General features: G+C 43.9%; 13 protein-coding genes, 3 tRNA genes, 1 pseudogene and 1 riboswitch. Of the genes and pseudogenes, 4 read left to right on the top strand and 13 right to left on the bottom strand.

Going from position 1 to position 15,938, the window contains the following annotated elements; all coding sequences use genetic code 11:
- Nucleotides 1-124: 124 nt before the first annotated feature.
- The 8 genes and pseudogenes from FD12_RS04365 to FD12_RS04335 all read right to left on the bottom strand — a co-directional run bounded on the left by FD12_RS04365 (nucleotide 125) and on the right by FD12_RS04335 (nucleotide 9,944).
- Nucleotides 125-210, bottom strand: a tRNA-Leu gene (locus tag FD12_RS04365).
- Between the two features lie 51 nt (nucleotides 211-261).
- Nucleotides 262-1,140 (bottom strand): homoserine kinase, encoded by an 879-nt coding sequence (gene thrB / locus FD12_RS04360; RefSeq protein WP_056981891.1) that lies wholly within the window; start codon nucleotides 1,138-1,140, stop codon nucleotides 262-264.
- 27 nt (nucleotides 1,141-1,167) lie between these two features.
- A pseudogene (locus FD12_RS13500) lies at nucleotides 1,168-1,638 on the bottom strand (SprT family protein).
- A 19-nt stretch (nucleotides 1,639-1,657) separates the two neighbouring features.
- The gene (locus FD12_RS04355) at nucleotides 1,658-3,823 is read right to left on the bottom strand and encodes a Tex family protein (RefSeq protein WP_056981890.1); all 2,166 of its coding nucleotides are present in this window, start codon (nucleotides 3,821-3,823) and stop codon (nucleotides 1,658-1,660) included.
- 289 nt (nucleotides 3,824-4,112) lie between these two features.
- Nucleotides 4,113-4,544, bottom strand: coding sequence for a hypothetical protein (locus FD12_RS04350; protein ID WP_054748382.1), 432 nt, complete (start codon nucleotides 4,542-4,544; stop codon nucleotides 4,113-4,115).
- Nucleotides 4,545-4,563: 19 nt separating this feature from the next.
- Entirely contained in the window at nucleotides 4,564-7,296 is a 2,733-nt protein-coding gene (locus tag FD12_RS04345) for a calcium-translocating P-type ATPase, PMCA-type (RefSeq protein WP_082622162.1), read from the bottom strand.
- 350 nt (nucleotides 7,297-7,646) lie between these two features.
- A complete protein-coding gene (nadE, locus tag FD12_RS04340; protein ID WP_056981886.1) occupies nucleotides 7,647-8,474 on the bottom strand; it encodes an ammonia-dependent NAD(+) synthetase in 828 nt (275 codons plus the stop codon).
- Between the two features lie 12 nt (nucleotides 8,475-8,486).
- Entirely contained in the window at nucleotides 8,487-9,944 is a 1,458-nt protein-coding gene (locus FD12_RS04335) for a nicotinate phosphoribosyltransferase (protein ID WP_056981884.1), read from the bottom strand.
- Between the two features lie 127 nt (nucleotides 9,945-10,071).
- Between FD12_RS04335 and FD12_RS04330 the strand changes: the two genes are divergently transcribed.
- Nucleotides 10,072-10,800: a WecB/TagA/CpsF family glycosyltransferase gene (locus FD12_RS04330; protein WP_056981882.1), complete on the top strand. Its 729-nt coding sequence runs from the start codon at nucleotides 10,072-10,074 to the stop codon at nucleotides 10,798-10,800.
- Nucleotides 10,801-10,944: 144 nt separating this feature from the next.
- Here the strand turns inward: FD12_RS04330 and FD12_RS04325 are convergent, their stop codons facing one another.
- Nucleotides 10,945-11,649 carry a GntR family transcriptional regulator gene (locus FD12_RS04325; RefSeq protein ID WP_054748393.1) on the bottom strand — a complete coding sequence of 235 codons (705 nt, stop codon included), beginning with the start codon at nucleotides 11,647-11,649 and terminating at the stop codon, nucleotides 10,945-10,947.
- A gap of 233 nt (nucleotides 11,650-11,882) precedes the next feature.
- Nucleotides 11,883-12,683, bottom strand: a complete 801-nt coding sequence (gene proC / locus FD12_RS04320) for a pyrroline-5-carboxylate reductase (RefSeq protein ID WP_054748385.1) — start codon at nucleotides 12,681-12,683, stop codon at nucleotides 11,883-11,885.
- A 159-nt stretch (nucleotides 12,684-12,842) separates the two neighbouring features.
- Nucleotides 12,843-12,932: riboswitch (TPP riboswitch) on the top strand.
- Nucleotides 12,933-13,034: 102 nt separating this feature from the next.
- Here proC and FD12_RS04315 point away from each other — a divergent pair.
- The 3 genes from FD12_RS04315 (at nucleotide 13,035) to FD12_RS04305 (ending at nucleotide 14,764) form a co-directional block, all read left to right on the top strand.
- Nucleotides 13,035-13,607: an ECF transporter S component gene (locus tag FD12_RS04315; RefSeq protein WP_056981880.1), complete on the top strand. Its 573-nt coding sequence runs from the start codon at nucleotides 13,035-13,037 to the stop codon at nucleotides 13,605-13,607.
- A gap of 15 nt (nucleotides 13,608-13,622) precedes the next feature.
- A complete protein-coding gene (locus FD12_RS04310) occupies nucleotides 13,623-14,228 on the top strand; it encodes a YkoF family thiamine/hydroxymethylpyrimidine-binding protein (RefSeq protein WP_054748387.1) in 606 nt (201 codons plus the stop codon).
- A gap of 119 nt (nucleotides 14,229-14,347) precedes the next feature.
- Nucleotides 14,348-14,764: a pyridoxamine 5'-phosphate oxidase family protein gene (locus tag FD12_RS04305; protein WP_054748389.1), complete on the top strand. Its 417-nt coding sequence runs from the start codon at nucleotides 14,348-14,350 to the stop codon at nucleotides 14,762-14,764.
- 211 nt (nucleotides 14,765-14,975) lie between these two features.
- Here FD12_RS04305 and FD12_RS04300 read toward each other — a convergent pair.
- The 3 genes from FD12_RS04300 to FD12_RS04290 form a co-directional block, all read right to left on the bottom strand.
- A tRNA-Gln gene (locus FD12_RS04300) sits at nucleotides 14,976-15,047 on the bottom strand.
- A 9-nt stretch (nucleotides 15,048-15,056) separates the two neighbouring features.
- Nucleotides 15,057-15,139 (bottom strand) — tRNA-Tyr (locus FD12_RS04295).
- Between the two features lie 71 nt (nucleotides 15,140-15,210).
- A partial coding sequence (locus tag FD12_RS04290; RefSeq protein WP_056981878.1) for a metallophosphoesterase occupies nucleotides 15,211-15,938 on the bottom strand: 728 nt, incomplete at its 5' end.

The raw sequence follows: 15,938 nt of genomic DNA, 5'->3' as shown, positions 1-15,938 counted from the left end.
ATGGGCCACTACATTTTCAGTGTCAAAATTTTGCTGCAGTCCAATCAAACAGTGTTCATCAATCATGCCTCAACAAAAAAAGTCCCAATTACTACCAAAATGATAGTAACTCGGACTTTAATAATGCGGCCAAGAAGATTCGAACTTCCACCGAGATAATTCTCGACAAGATCCTTAATCTTGCGCGTCTGCCAATTCCGCCATGGCCGCATCAACAGATAAAATTATAGCAGAAATTAGCAGTCATGACAAATACTTTTTTTATTCGCCGCGAACCGTTGCGCCCTCTTGGTCTATTTGTAACAGTCGTAAACTACCATTCATATTTTTTTGTTGCAATTCAATCCTGAGTTCAGTCAATGCCGCTTGTTTTCCCAAAGTTGAAACAGTTGGTCCAGCACCACTCAAATAAGTACCGTAAATATTGAGCTTATGCGCCGTTTCCAAAATGGTATCCATCTCTGGTACGAGTTCTCTTCTAGCCGGCTCATGGATTTGGTCCCCTTCGATTAATTTAACCGCTTCATCCCACTTACCTTGAGCTGCAAGGGCAACAAAAACATTTTCTTTGCTGCTGGCATGAATCGCCTTTTCAAAGCTGATTGTCTTAGGCAATTTTTTGCGGCTTTCCGCTTCACTAATCCCATCAGGACGAATATACATCAAAGCGTACACATCAGGTAATTCAATCCGGGTTGCAACGGCTTGTTGGCCATCGAAAGTTGAGACGGTCAGCTGGCCCAACAATGCGGAAGCAACATTTTCTGAATGCCCTTCAAATCGAGAACCAAGGTTAATTTGATCTGCTACCGACAGATCCAAATCACCTAAGACATTGGCAATCTTGATCCCAGCCACCACGGCCGTTGTACTCGAACCAAGCCCATGGGCAATCGGAACATCCGAGATAACCGTCAGCTGTCTTGGATGAATGTCTGGATCCACTTTGAGAATTGTCTGGACGATTAAATTGTGCTCATCGGTTGGAACATCAGCTCCCAGGGCATGATTAACCTTCCACTTATCGGTTTTTTCTTCAACAATTACCGTGTAATACAAATGAAGGGCAACCCCAACAGAATCAAATCCAGAACCTACGTTGGCTGAAGTCGCCGGAACGCGAATAATTAGTTTTGCCATTGTCAAACTCCTTTCGTTATCAATGATCTATTGTTTCTCGAGACCGATATTGATTAACGTTAATCTGCTGTGGCATCGACCACAGACATACTTCGAAACATTGATCCTTCGTTTCCTATGATACTCCAGACCACAGTGCGTGCACCGATAAAGATATTTAACATGAAATGAAGGCGTAGTTGATTCAATTCGTGGTGCATATCTGGATCCACCAACTGCCTGTAACAATTGTTTAAACTCAGGGGTATTATGCCGACCGCTGAATCCGGCGAGATTGAGATGATAATGGCACAACTCATGTTTGATAATGCCAATTAAAATGTCATGAGAGTGGCCATCGTCCATCTTAGGATTGATATCAATGTCGTGACTGTCTAAATGATAACGGCCACCAGTTGTCCGCAATCTGGGATTAAAGTAGGCCCGATGCGTGAAGGGTCTGGAAAAAAATTGGATCGATACTTGTTCGACTAAGTGTTATAATTCAGTATTTGTCATTAGCATATCTCTTCTGTCCTCATTCTGGTTCCACCATCGTTAATTGAATCCGGTGGCGATCAGCATCTACCGAGTCAATCCAAACGGTCACAATATCTCCGACAGAGGCCACTTTACTGGGATCTTTGACAAAATGATCACTCATTTTGGAAATATGCACCAAGCCATCCTGTTTAACTCCAATATCCACGAATACGCCAAAGTCAACCACGTTTCGAACGGTTCCTTGTAGCTTCATCCCCGGCTTCAAATCCGCCATTGTTAACACATCTTTTCTGAGTAACGGTGCTGGCATCTCATCTCGCAAGTCCCGGCCGGGGGTCTCAATCCCCTTAACGATATCCTGCAGCGTTTCACGACCAATTTCTAGCGACTGAGCAGTTTGGTCTAAATCAATTTGACTGAGCTTTTGGGCAACAACCGGTTTGCCAAGATCAGCTGCACTCAGATTGGATTGCTTGAGTAATTGGTGGGTTGCTGGATAGCTTTCCGGATGAATGTCCGTATTATCAAGTGGATTATCCCCATCAATGATGCGCAGGAAGCCGACGGACTGTTCAAACGCTTTCGGTCCTAATCTGGCTACCTTCTTCAAATCCGAGCGATCATTAAATTGGCCGGCCTCATTGCGGTACTTAACGATATTATTTGCGGTTGATTTGGTTAAACCAGAAATATGAACCAACAAATCCGGACTGGCAGTATTTAAATTAACCCCCACCCGGTTAACAGCGGTTTCAACCACTTGATCCAGTTTTTCAGCTAGCTGTTTTTGAGGCACATCATGTTGATATTGCCCTACTCCGATGGCTTGGGGATCAATTTTGACCAACTCAGCCAGCGGATCTTGAATGCGGCGGGCAATACTAACGGCCGATCGTTGTTCAACACTGAAATCTGGAAATTCTTCTCTGGCAACCTTGCTGGCAGAATAAACGGATGCCCCGGCCTCGTTCACAATGACGTAATAGATCGGCGTCTCAATTTCTTTGATGGCGTCGGCAACGAACTGCTCTGATTCCCGGCTGGCAGTCCCATTACCAATCGCAATCATTTCAACGTGGTTTTGGTTGATGAAATCAATGAATTCACCTTTGGCTGCTTTTCGTTTTGCTTCACCAGCGGGCTTGTGAGGGTAAATCACTGTTTTGGCCAGATACTTCCCATTCTGATCAACCACGGCGAGCTTACAACCAGTCCGATAAGCCGGATCAAAGCCCATGACAACTTTACCCTTTAACGGCGCCTGCATGAGTAAGTTATAAAGATTCTTGCCAAAAATATCGATCGCGTGATTGTAGGCAACTTCACTCAACTCTTTACGAATTTCCCGTTCGATTGCGGGACCAATAAAGCGTGAATAGGCGTCTAACACGGCACTTTCCACAACTTCGGCCGCCAAACCAGTTTGGTTACCAACCGTATTGGCTTTTAAATGCCAGTCAATCGGCGTTTCATTTACGTCGATTTTCACCGACAAAATGCCTTCCTTTTCACCACGATTGATCGCTAAGGTTCTAAATGATGGAATTAATTTGACGGATTGAGAAAAATCATAGTACTGCTGATACGTCCCTTCTTCGTCAGCCTCTTTAGCACCTCTTTTGATCTTGGTCACCAGGGCACCGTATTGATTGGTATTCTGGCGAACCCAATTTCGAAAGTCGGCTCGGTCGCCAAATGTTTCAGCCAAAATTTCATGGATACCATCAAATACAGCATCCTTATCAGGAAGTTCTTTTTCTGGATCAACTGCTTGTTCAACCAGACTATCCAAATTAGGGGCAAACTTTAACGCAGCATCTGCTAATGGCTGTAAGCCCTTCTCTTTGGCAATTGTGGCCTTTGTCCGCCGCTTTTGTTTGTATGGTAAGTATAAGTCTTCAACCTGTTGGAGAACGGTTGCGGCGTTGATTTCAGATTCGAGCTGAGGCGTCAGCTTTTGCTGCTCGGTGATGATTTTGATAACCTCAGCTTTGCGCTTGTCCAACGTCTGAATTCGGTGAGCGGCCGCTTCAATATCTCGAATTTCAACTTCATCCAAGTTGCCGGTTCGCTCTTTTCGATACCGGGCAATAAAGGGAACCGTGTCGCCTTCATCGAACATTTTCAGTGTTTCAGAAATTTGTTTGATTCGTAATTTGGGTAAATCATGCCGAATCTTTTCGGCAAGTGTATCAGTCATTTATTCCACCTCATCAAATAATGTCACGGTTAATTATATCATGTTCAGTCAGCGAGAAAAATTATTGGGCAGAAGAAAGATTGAGACGAGCCGCAATTTGATCCCAGAATTTACGCAAAACAAGCAGTGCACCTATTTTTGGATGCACTGCTTGTTTTGCTTAAATGGCCGGGATCAGCCTTTTGTCGCAAGTTTTATCAATATAATCAGGGAAAGCCAAGTTGCATTTTAAACAATTTGCCGGCTAGCGTTCCCTTTTTTTAGATCTGAAACAGTCGCTGTCGGTTACTTACATGCCACCCATAATTCTCGTCGTCACACTGGAAACCTTCGCAATGCTACCCTCTTGATCCTTTTCCGACTTATTGAACTGATCCACATTAATTGCCGCGGCATCCGGATCAATACTGTCGGTCATTGCTTGGCAAGCGTTGGTATAGTCCTCGTAATGACGAACCAACATCTTATGTTTACCCAAGACCTTGACGGGCACCGGTGCCTGTTGAAGCTTATTGACATTTTCCTTGTATTTGTCAGTTCCTGACTGGAAATGGGCCTTAATTCTTGTTAATTCATCCGTTGACAATTCTGAAACGGTATTGGCATCAATTGCCTTTCGTAACATTTCAAAATCATCATTGAGGTCCGTACCATTTGCGGATGTTGAATCAATCACATCCGATACGACCTTTGCATAACGTTGCATATCTTGTGGTTTCAAACTATCATTACCCCCATTTTTATTGTTTGTGGAAAAAGTGTCTCTGAATGTATTTTACTACTTCTGTGATCACAACGATCATAAAGCCACCAAATACCACCACGACCCATTGTGAAGCCATCAAATTAGACACATGGAACATTTCGTTGAAACCAGGAACTGCAATTGTGGCAATTAGCAGAATGGTCGATCCCAACAATGCCCAGTTAAAGAATTTATTTCTGAACAGCCCCACCCTAAAGATCGATTGATGAATGGTCTTTGAGTTAAACGCATGGAAAAGCTGGATTAATCCCAAAGTGGCATAAGCCATCGTCAAGGCATCTGCGTGAACCAACGCATCTGATGAGTGCACCGGATTGATAATCGCGAAGGCATAAACTGCTAACGTAATGAAGCCTTCAAAGAATCCCTGATACATGATATTACTCATGATCCCACCAGAAAGGAAGTTGGACGACCTACCCCGGGGCTTTCGTTTCATAATTCCCGGCTCGGCGGGTTCAACGCCCAATGCAATCGCTGGGAACGTATCGGTTACTAAGTTAATCCACAAAATTTGGACAGGTGCCAAAATTTCCCAGCCCATCATTGTCATCACAAACAAAGTTAAAACTTCTCCTAAGTTCGCTGACAATAGGTATTGTAGTGATTTTTGAATGTTTGAGAATACTTTTCGGCCAGCTCGAACGGCCGTTACAATCGTGGCAAAGTTATCGTCGGCCAAAACCATATCGCTGGCTTCTTTAGACACTTCAGTCCCAGTAATTCCCATGCCAACACCGATGTCGGCAGTCTTGAGGGCGGGCGCATCGTTCACGCCATCACCAGTCATGGCAACGACCTTCCCTTTTTTCTGCCAAGCTTTCACAATTCGAACCTTGTGCTCTGGAGCAACTCGAGCATAAACGGCAATATTGCCAACGGCGTCATCGAATTGGGAATCAGACATTTCATCTAATTGAGCACCGTTAATCACTTGATCTGTGTCCTGTGAATCTCCGTGACCAATAATTCCCAGCCGCTTCGCAATTGCTTGGGCAGTGTCTTGGTGGTCCCCAGTGATCATCACGGATTTGATCCCTGCTGATTTGGCTTCAGCAACCGCCTGAGCCACTTCCGGTCGTTCGGGATCAATCATGCCGATCAAGCCGACAAAGGTCATGTCACGCTCTTGAGCGTCACTCGTCAGGTCAGTGGGAACTGAGTCAACCATTCGGTACGCAAACGCAAGAACTCGGAGTGCTTGGGTTGCCAGACTGTGATTGGTATCACTGATGAGTTTCTTATCCCCATCAGTGATGTCTCGAATTTGCTCACCATCTTTAATCTTTGTGACGCGTTGTAGTAACTGGTCAGGGGCCCCTTTCATCGTCATCATGATCTGACCGTTATCCATTTGGTTAAAGGTCGACATGAGTTTTCGTTCTGAATCAAATGGGATCTCGGCCAACCGTTTGTGTTGGTTAACAAAATCTTGAACAGGTTGATCTTTGTTCAAATAAAAGGACACAAGCGCCGTCTCAGTTGGATCACCGGCCAATTGATCTTCTTGGAACTTGGTATCGTTATTCAGTACCATGATTTGGGCAAGCTGGTCAGATAAATCCAGTTGGGTATCAGCAGAATCGGCCAATTTTTCATTCAGGAAAACTTTTTCAACGGTCATTTTGTTTTGCGTCAACGTTCCCGTTTTATCAGAACAAATAATATCCGTACTCCCAAGGGTTTCGACTGCCGGCAGCTTTCGGATCAATGCCCGATGTTTGGCCATCTGCTGAGTACCAAGAGCCAAGGTGACCGTCACAATTGCGGGTAAGCCTTCGGGAATTGCGGCAACGGCCAATGAAATCGCCGTTAACAGCATGTTAATCAAGCTCTCTTGGCCGCGGAGCATTCCCATGCCAAACACAATGACGGCAATCACCAAAATCAAAATCGTCAGCATTTTTCCAAGGGACTTCAAATTGTCCTGAAGTGGGGTCGTTGACTCTTCAGTGGTGTTAAGCATGTGGGCAATTTTACCAACTTCGGTATTCATTCCAGTCCCGATCACAACCCCAACACCGCGTCCAGACGTAACATTACTGTTCATGAAGCCGAGATTTTTGCGATCTCCTAAAGGTAAGTCGTCCTCCGAAATCGTTTCGACCTGCTTATTAACGGGGACGGATTCGCCCGTTAACGCAGCCTCTTCGATTTTGAGCGAGTTAGCCTCAGTCAACCGCAAGTCAGCCGGGACAACATCCCCTGCTTCCAGTAAAACAATGTCTCCAGGGACAATCTCTTCACTTTTAATTGAGATCGACTCACCATTTCTCAGAACCGTTGCCATTGGTGCTGACATCTGTTTAAGCGAATCGATTGCATTTTCTGCTTTGGATTCTTGGAAAACCCCAAAGATCGCATTGAGAATCACAACTGCCAGAATAATAATGGCATCGACGTGTTCACCGGCAATCCCGGCAATAATGGCCGCGACAATCAAGATGATAATCATCAGATCTTTAAACTGGGCAATAAATTTCTCCAGTAGCGTGGTTCGCCGCTTGGCAGTCAACTTGTTGGGACCGAATTGCTGGCGACGTTCTTCCACCATGCTCGTCGTCAGCCCATTTGGATCGGACTTCATTTGTTGCATGATGTCGGCAACAGATCGCTGATAACTCATTTTTTTCTCCTGTGTCATTAACTTCCTCCTCTGAGTGAGCCCAGCCGAGCATTGAGAAGTTGAACATGAGCTCCCTCGCATATCCATTTTTAGAAAAGAAATATGTGAGGGACTGATGGGCGAACTTCTGCTTGGATGGACTGTCCTAAATTCAAGTGAGTAACGAGCAACGAATGATGCATCAAACCAGCTCTAATCCCCCAATGCCTCGAATGAATGCTTGGACGCTGACTGTAACGGGTGGCATGTCTTAAAAAAGAAAGAGACCTGCAGACTTCTTCACATGAAGAATCCACAAGTCTCACCATTTAAGAGTTATCCCGGAAATACGAATATTTCACGTTGACGAGATAATCACAACATACCGCTGCTGGTTACTCCCTTTATTTATCATTATTATACATAATCACTAATAAAATGTCACTCTTTAATTACTTCCAAAACGTATCATAGACATTAATTGGTGTGTGACGCTTGTGTTCAGTCTTGTTATACCAGCCTTCAATGGTCTCGGCAGCTTTTTCAGAAATGTTTTTACCTTCTAGGTAGGCATCAATATCCTGGTAGGTCACTCCCAAAGCAACTTCATCAGGCAATGCCGGCCGGTTATCTTCGAGATCAGCAGTCGGTGTCTTTTCATAGAGATGCTTGGGTGCGCCAAGTTCATTTAAGAGTTGTTTGCCCTGTCGTTTATCTAATCGCCAAAGGGGGGTGATATCAGCTGCCCCGTCACCAAATTTGGTGTAGAAACCAGTGACAGCTTCGGCAGCATGATCGGTTCCCACTACGGCGCCACTAGTCTCACCCGCAATTGCATATTGCGCAATCATCCGTTGACGAGCCTTGATATTGCCTTTATTAAAATCGCTAATTTGAATGCCATTTGCCTCAACAGATTCTGTGGCTGCATCCACAGCGGATTGAATATCAACCCGAAAAACCTTGTCGGCATTCATAAATTTGATCGCTTCAAGGGCATCAGATTCATCTGCTTGAACGCCATAAGGGAGCCGGACGGCAATAAATTGATAACTGTTATCACCAGTTTCGTCACGCAGTTCACTGATCGCCATTTGGGACAATTTCCCCGCTAACGTCGAATCCTGCCCACCGGAGATGCCGAGTACCAAGGATTTTAAAAAGGAAAACTTGCGAAGATAACTCTTCAAGAATTCGACGCTGCGCCGAATTTCCTCGTTTGGATCAATTTCCGGTTTGACTTTTAAAGCATTAATAATTTCCTGCTGCTTTGCTCTCATATGCATCCCTCGTTAATATTTTATTTGTTGAACGTAATTGCGGACCTTTTCAATGATGTCACGCTTATTATCCCAGCACTTCTGTGATAAGTCGACCGGATACTTTTGTGGGTTGAGTTCCCGTCGGTATTCAGGCCACAACGCTGCCAATTCTTTTTCGGCATAATCGCTGATCTGAGATAAATTAGGACGATCATAAACCAATTTGCCATCTCTGTAAATAGTTTTCAGTAAAGGTTCCGCATCAAAATTTTCAACGGTCTTGTTGATGTAAGTATAATTTGGGTGGAACATGTAAATTGATTTCTCTTCCCGAGGATCCTCAGTTGACAACGTGATGTAATCACCTTCAGACTTGCCGTCTTTAGTATCGGTAATTCGCCAAACCTGCTTCTTGCCGGGGGTGGAAACTTTTTCCGCATTCCCGGAAATCTTGATCCGATCGACCATTTGACCGTCGTCATCTTCAACTGACACCATCTTGTAAACGGCTCCGAGGGCTGGTTGATCAAATGCAGTAATCACTTTGGTGCCAACGCCCCAAACGTCAATCTTGGCGTGCTGCATCTTCAAGCTGGCAATCGTCGTTTCATCGAGATCGTTGGAGGCGTAAATCTTCGTATTGGGATACCCAGCATGGTCAAGAACTTCTCGAACTCGTTTTGACAAGTAAGCCATATCACCCGAGTCCAGCCGAACGCCCGCAAAATTAATTTTGTCGCCCATTTCATTAGCAACTTTGATTGCACTGGGAACGCCACTTTTGAGCGTATCATAAGTATCCACAAGGAAGACACAGTCGTGATGGGTTTGGGCATAGGCATGAAACGCCCTGTAATCATTGCCAAACGATTCAACGAGTGAATGGGCGTGAGTTCCGCTAATCGGAATCCCAAATTTTTTGCCGGCCAAAACGTTGGAAGTCGCATTAAAGCCACCAATAATGGCCGCCCGCGTTCCCCAAATTGCGGCCGAAACTTCTTGGGCCCGCCGACTGCCAAATTCCATCAGTGGATCGTCACCAACAACCGTCCTAATTCGGGATGCCTTGGTTGCGATTAGGGTTTGGTAATTGATCATATTTAAAATTGCAGTCTCAACCAATTGACATTCGCACAAAGTTCCTTCAACTTGAAGGATCGGTTCATTTGCGAAGACAACATCCCCTTCATACGCTGAACGGACTGTGCCTTTAAATTTGAAATTTCGCAGGTAGTTTAAGAAGCTGTCCGGATAATCGGTCACTTCTTTAAGATAGTCAATATCCGAGTCAGTAAAGTGAAGGTTCTCGATATATTGAATAATATGCTCCAAGCCAGCGAAAACAGCATACCCATTTCCAAAAGGCAGTTTTCTGAAGAAGGCCTCAAAAACGGCATGACGATTCTCCATGTGCTTCTCAAAATAAGTTGCCATCATGTTGATTTCGTAAAAATCGGTGTGAAGTGTCAAATTATTATTTTCTGACATATTGTTTCAATATCCTTCCCGGTGAGATGTTATATAATTAAGTAATCATGTTAATTCTATCATTTATCGTCATATTGACCAGAAAAATGGCGGTTTTTGCTTCAAAATAATTATTGAAGGAGTCATTATGACCAAGCAATCAAAAGTATCGATTTTAGGAATTCCATTTATCAATACAACTCAAAGCGCATTTGAACAGACGCTTCAACAGCGAATCGACCAGCAACAAAATACGTTTGTGGTGACAGCTAATCCGGAGATTGTCATGTATGCCCGCAATCACCCGGAATACACCAAATTAATCAAGAGTGCCAATTTTATTGTCGCTGACGGTATCGGGATTGTGATTGGGGCTAAGCTGTTAAAAACACCGATTGAGGAACGGGTTACGGGCTATGATTTATTTGAAAGTTTACTCAGCTGGGGCAATCAACATCAAAAGTCCGCTTACTTCGTCGGGGCAAAACCAGCCGTCATCCAGAAGCTACGAGAAGTTGTAAGCAGGCAATTTCCAGATCTTGTAATTGCCGGCACCCATGATGGTTATTTTGATAACGACACTCAAATCGTTAACGATATTCGCCGGACTAATCCGGATATGGTGTTTGTCGCAACCGGGTACCCGAAACAAGAAGAATTTATCGAACGAAACCGAGCAGTTACGAATGGCCTTTGGATGGGAATTGGCGGGTCGTTTGATGTGCTTACCGGAACGGTGAAACGCGCCCCGGCAACCTGGCAAAAAATGCGCTTGGAGTGGTTGTACCGCGTCATGAAGGAACCCGCACGAATCGGCAGACTAATGGTGCTGCCAAAGTACTTGCTGCAAGTCTTAAAACAGCGCTTTTTAAACTGAACTTAAGTCAGCGATCGTTGCGTCAGAAAATCTCACCGCCTGCCGGCATCCATTACATAAAGGCTCCAAAGTTAAACCCCCTCAGTTTGGGGATTTTAACTTTGGAGCCTTTATGGATAGTCAAAATACTTTTATTCAAGTGCCCTATTCTTTTTCCAAATAAAACTCAAATCGATCGCCAACATACTGCGTCCGAACATACTCAAATGGTCGACCGTCTTGTAAATATGTAATTTGGCGTAAACGTAAGATTGCCTCTCCTCGCTTAATATTGAGATATTCCGCAATCCGTTCGGAAGCCAACATTGCTGAAACCGTCTGTTGGGCTTTACCAATCTGAAGGTCTTTCTTTTGCTCTAGTGTCCGATACAACGAACTGGTTACCTCGGACTTTTCCAAGCCCTCGACAATATTCTCGGGCACCGTCGCAACCTCAAAGCAAATTGGCACATCGTCGCCATATCGAATTCGCTCCATCCGCAAAACAGGTTGATCTTGAGTAATGTGCAGTTTCTCCATTTCACTCAATGATGGTTCCATCGTATGATACGAAACCGTTTTGCTCGACGGCTTCTTGCCTTGGGCCAACATCAAATCCGTGAACCCAGTGACCCCGGACATCTTTTCCTGAACTTTCTGATTGGCAACGAACGTTCCAGAACCAACCCGTCGTTCCAAGATTCCTTCGTCAACAAGAGTCTGAATGGCCTGTCGCAAAGTCATCCGACTAACGCCAAATTCTGTAGACAACTCACGTTCAGAGGGGATTCGATCACCAATTTTCCATTTATCGGCTTCGATTTTTCGCTTTATATCATTATGAATCTGAATATAAATTGGCAAACCCACCATTACCAACTCCTTTGGTCTTCTTTATACTTCATTTTAACATAATAATTGAAATCTATGAGGTCTAGATCACTGCAAACCAAATTTGTCCGGATGATTATGCTGAGAAGTGCCGGTGAACAATCGTTTCAGGCCGTAGAAAAAGGGTTATGCTTGCATTTCAAACTGACAATGCAAGCATAACCCCTGCCCGCAAAACCTTGCTGAATCAGAAACCATTAACCGGAAGTTGCTTACTTCGTCTTCCCAGTTGACTTGTCAATCGTTGCATCGATTCCTTTAACTACCGAACTCAAGAAACCAGCTTCTTCCATCGCTAAGACTCCGGCAATTGTGTCACCACCAGGAGAGCAGACTTTATCAATCATTTCGGCAGGCGTCTTTCCAGATTGCATCAATGCGTCAGCAGAACCAAAGGTCGTTTGAGCAGCGATCTTAGTGGCGGCCTCCTTACTCAAACCGTATTTAACCCCTGCTCGGCTAAGCGCGTCAATGAAGAAATCAATGTAGGCAACTGTGCTACCAGAAATTGCACTAAACACTGGGAAGAGCGTTTCGGGCAACTCACTGATTTCACCGGTTGCTTTAAAAATTGAAAGTGCCTGATCTTTTTGGTCACCAGCCAAATTCTCATTGACAGCAACCGCGGTCATCCCCTGGCCAAATTCCGAATTGATATTTGGTAAAGTTCGGAGAATCGGCAGATCATAATTGGTCAGCTCGGCCAATCGCTCCAAGGAAACTCCTGACACAATTGACACAAGCACTTTATCTTTGGTGAGCGCTGAACGAATTTCGGCAAGCACAGCCTTGGCAATCGCTGGGACCACTGCCAACACCACGAAATCACTATTCTTGGCAACGTCCAGATTAGTTGCCTGCGGTGTCAACCCAAATTTATCGGCATAGTTCTCATAATGAGCCTGGTGCGCACTGTGAATCAAAATATTCTCTGCCGGCACCAATTTTGCTTTGAGTAGCCCCTGAATAATGGCCTGAGCCATCGATCCGACACCAATAAAACCAATTTTCATGATGAGCCTCCTAATTTCAAGTAATAATCAATAATTTGACAATAGCGGATTGAAAAAGAAATTGCAACGAAAATTTCACGTTTACCGTTAAATAAATGATACCGTTCTTTTCATCACTGGTTATCTGTTGACAATGCTTGGGTGAGCCTGTAGGATAATCAGAGAGAATTGGGGTGCCAGCGTGCTGAGAATATACCCATTGAACCTGATCTGATTAACATCAGCGAAGGGATTTCTTCATCAGTTAACCAATTAATATTAACGTATTTAAGTAATATTTTTGTGTTCTTAACCCGATGGCCCCCAATTCTGACTGAATTGAGGACTTTTTTATTTGGGAGGATTTGTATTTTGAAAGTATTAGCGAAATGGCATTTGCGTGATATTATCACGATTGCAATTATTTCTGTTTTGTTTGGATTCATTTTTGTTTTTTCAGACTGGCTGTACACGTTAGTTTACGGTATCTTGTCACCACTTGGTTTAGGGCCTTTTGTTGGTGAAGGCTTATTCGGGCTATGGTGTATGGGCGGCCCAATCGCTTTTATGGTGGTTCGATTGCCAGGTTCATCTCTGATCAGTGAAATTCTTGGCGCCTTTTTGGAAAGCGGCATGGGTGGCCAGTTTGGGATTACGGCCTTATTTGCCGGATTCTTTCAAGGGCTAGGGAGTGAACTGGGTTTTGCGAGCTTTAGATACAAGCGGTTTGATGTTCGGTCACTCCTGCTGGCCGCCGTTTTGTCCACCGTTGTCACCTTTGGGTCTGCGTTATTTATCCATGGCTACATCAAGTTAAAACTTTCGATGATGCTAGCCCTATTTCTCACTCGCTTAGTTTCCAACCTAATTTTCTCGGTTGGCCTTGTGAGTTTGATTCATAATTTATTTACCCGGGCCCATACTTTTGAAACTAGAAAATCATAATTGGAGGAACTTAAAATGAATATCGACTGTAATATTGATGGCTCAGTAGACGTAACTGGCTGTAAGCTTAGTATCTATCCCATGAGCGATCAATTCGCCACAATCATTACCGACGCCATTAAACAACTTAATTCGCTTGAATTACCCGTTTGGCAAAAAACGGATATGTTCAGTACGACATACCGGGGACGCCAAGAGAATGTCGTTAATATTGTGAAAACTGCATGCCAACTCGCCTACACGGATTCAACTCATACCGTATATGAATTGACCTTCTCAAAAGGATGTCCAGGCGATACCGACGCAGATCATTATCTAAATGAAGAAATCACCCCAATCAAGTTGGGCAAAACGCTCCCCAACATGCATGTTGACTGTAAGTACTCCTTCTATGCATTTGGGGATGCCGACTACATGAAAGACATCGAGCAAATCGTTAACATGGCAGAGGCTAAGGGGCTCAATCCTGAAGGAATGCACTACGCAACTAAATTATCCGGTTCCGTGAATGATTTATTTGATTACTTTAACGAAGCACTCAGTTATGCCCACGAGCATATTCGCCATTATGTGATGGAAGTGACAATTTCGGTTAATAGTCCATCGGTAAGCTCGAATTAGCAGGAGAATAGTTGAACTCGTGTCATTATTATTGACACTTCCCTAAGAAAGGGTCGATAATGTTGTTCATGGTTCATCAAAAATTTTTGACGTTGATTTAAATATAGGAGGTTCACATAATGGCAACTTTAACTGAGGAACAGAAACAATTAGTTCAAGATGCGTTTGGCTTTATCGCAACTGTCGATGAAAATGGTAATCCACAAATTGGCCCTAAGGGTACGTTACGGGTTCTTGATGATGAACATCTAATCTATAACGAGGAAACGGGTCATCAATCATGGCACAACGTCCAAGTGAATCCTAAGATTGCCGCTGCCTTTCACCCTTATCCCGGCATGAAAGGCTTCCGGGTTGAAGGCAAGGCAACCATTCACAAGGATGGTCAAATATTTGACGATGCTGAAAAATATGCTGCCGCAAATAAACTTCCTAAGGCATTGGCGGCTGTTGTGATTTCTGTTGATCGAACAGTTAGTTTGGATGCCGGTAAAAACGCTGGAATTGAAATTGAGAATAACCCAGTGAAGGACTAAGTTTAAAAATTATCTTCTTTAAAAGGCCTCAGATATTGGATTTTTATCATCCGATATATCTGAGGCCCTTTTTCAATTTAATAGTATCAAGGAACATCGTAACCTTTGTGTCCTTCCCCCTAATCTGTGACAATCAGAGCTATCCAAAGACACAAAAAAAGTCGCCATACCAAGTGATTAACACTTGATAAAACGACGAAAGGCGTAACGATTGGGCTAGCTGGGTTCGAACCAGCGCATCACGGGATCAAAACCCGTTGCCTTACCTCTTGGCTATAGCCCAAAAATGAAATGGAGGGGAGTGGATTCGAACCACCGAACCCGAAGGAGCGGATTTACAGTCCGCCGCGTTTAGCCAGACTTCGCTACCCCTCCAGCATTGTGTTTGCTATCAAACCAACGAGTATTATAATACAGAATTTTTCGGCCACCGTCAAGCGCAATATTCAATTTATTTGAATAAATTTGAGTTGGTGTTGCCATTCAGTTATGAAATCAGCGCTTTGCCATTCATTATGATGGTGATTGTGGTAGCCAACTGCTCCGTTGTAATACCAGGTTGCCTTAATTTTCATTGGCGCATACCGATTATGAATGTGGCCAAAGATCACAGAATCAACCGCATATTGGTCAATAAGTGCCTGAAATCTGACGCTTCCCATCATCGCATTTGCCATATTCCAAAAGCGAAAATCTTTTGTATATCGAATGAACTTTTGATTCGGAACAAAGTGCGTCATCACAATCACCTTTTTCGACGGATTTTTGGCCGCTATGAGCTGTTTCTCCAATTCTTGAAGAACGATGTTCTCTCGTTCAATATCGCTCATAGGCTGCGAAATTTGGCTGTCTATCCAATATGTCTGTTTCCAGTGATAAAAATCTGATTTTGATTTGGCCACATTGCTGGCAAATGAGTAGTCATACCATCCGTTAATCCCGATAATTCTAATATCAGTGTTAGGAATATCAACAAATCGATTGTTAAGATATCCAGGCCAGTTGCCCTCTTCAAGCTCCTCATAAGTCACGTTTCTGATCATGTCGTGGTTGCCGGCAATAAATAAAACAGTGGTCGATACGACTTTCTTCTTCAGATCACGCACATATGCCAAGGCTTGTAAAAGGCACCCGTAAAATGTAGGAAAACGGCAGGTTAGAACTGTTGGTTTTC

Origin of the sequence: Lentilactobacillus rapi DSM 19907 = JCM 15042, assembly GCF_001436255.1 — a bacterium.
Lineage (GTDB): Bacteria > Bacillota > Bacilli > Lactobacillales > Lactobacillaceae > Lentilactobacillus > Lentilactobacillus rapi.
The sequence above is the reverse complement of the archived record's forward strand: the minus strand, read 5'-3'. Positions and strand labels throughout refer to the sequence as shown.

Coding starts and splice junctions, on each gene's coding strand:
- FD12_RS04335 (WP_056981884.1), bottom strand. CDS start 9,944: ATGTCAGAAAATAATAATTTGACACTTCACACCGATTTTTACGAAATC.
- FD12_RS04305 (WP_054748389.1), top strand. CDS start 14,348: ATGGCAACTTTAACTGAGGAACAGAAACAATTAGTTCAAGATGCGTTT.
- FD12_RS04330 (WP_056981882.1), top strand. CDS start 10,072: ATGACCAAGCAATCAAAAGTATCGATTTTAGGAATTCCATTTATCAAT.
- proC (WP_054748385.1), bottom strand. CDS start 12,683: ATGAAAATTGGTTTTATTGGTGTCGGATCGATGGCTCAGGCCATTATT.
- nadE (WP_056981886.1), bottom strand. CDS start 8,474: ATGAGAGCAAAGCAGCAGGAAATTATTAATGCTTTAAAAGTCAAACCG.
- FD12_RS04310 (WP_054748387.1), top strand. CDS start 13,623: ATGAATATCGACTGTAATATTGATGGCTCAGTAGACGTAACTGGCTGT.
- FD12_RS04345 (WP_082622162.1), bottom strand. CDS start 7,296: ATGCGAGGGAGCTCATGTTCAACTTCTCAATGCTCGGCTGGGCTCACT.
- FD12_RS04355 (WP_056981890.1), bottom strand. CDS start 3,823: ATGACTGATACACTTGCCGAAAAGATTCGGCATGATTTACCCAAATTA.
- thrB (WP_056981891.1), bottom strand. CDS start 1,140: ATGGCAAAACTAATTATTCGCGTTCCGGCGACTTCAGCCAACGTAGGT.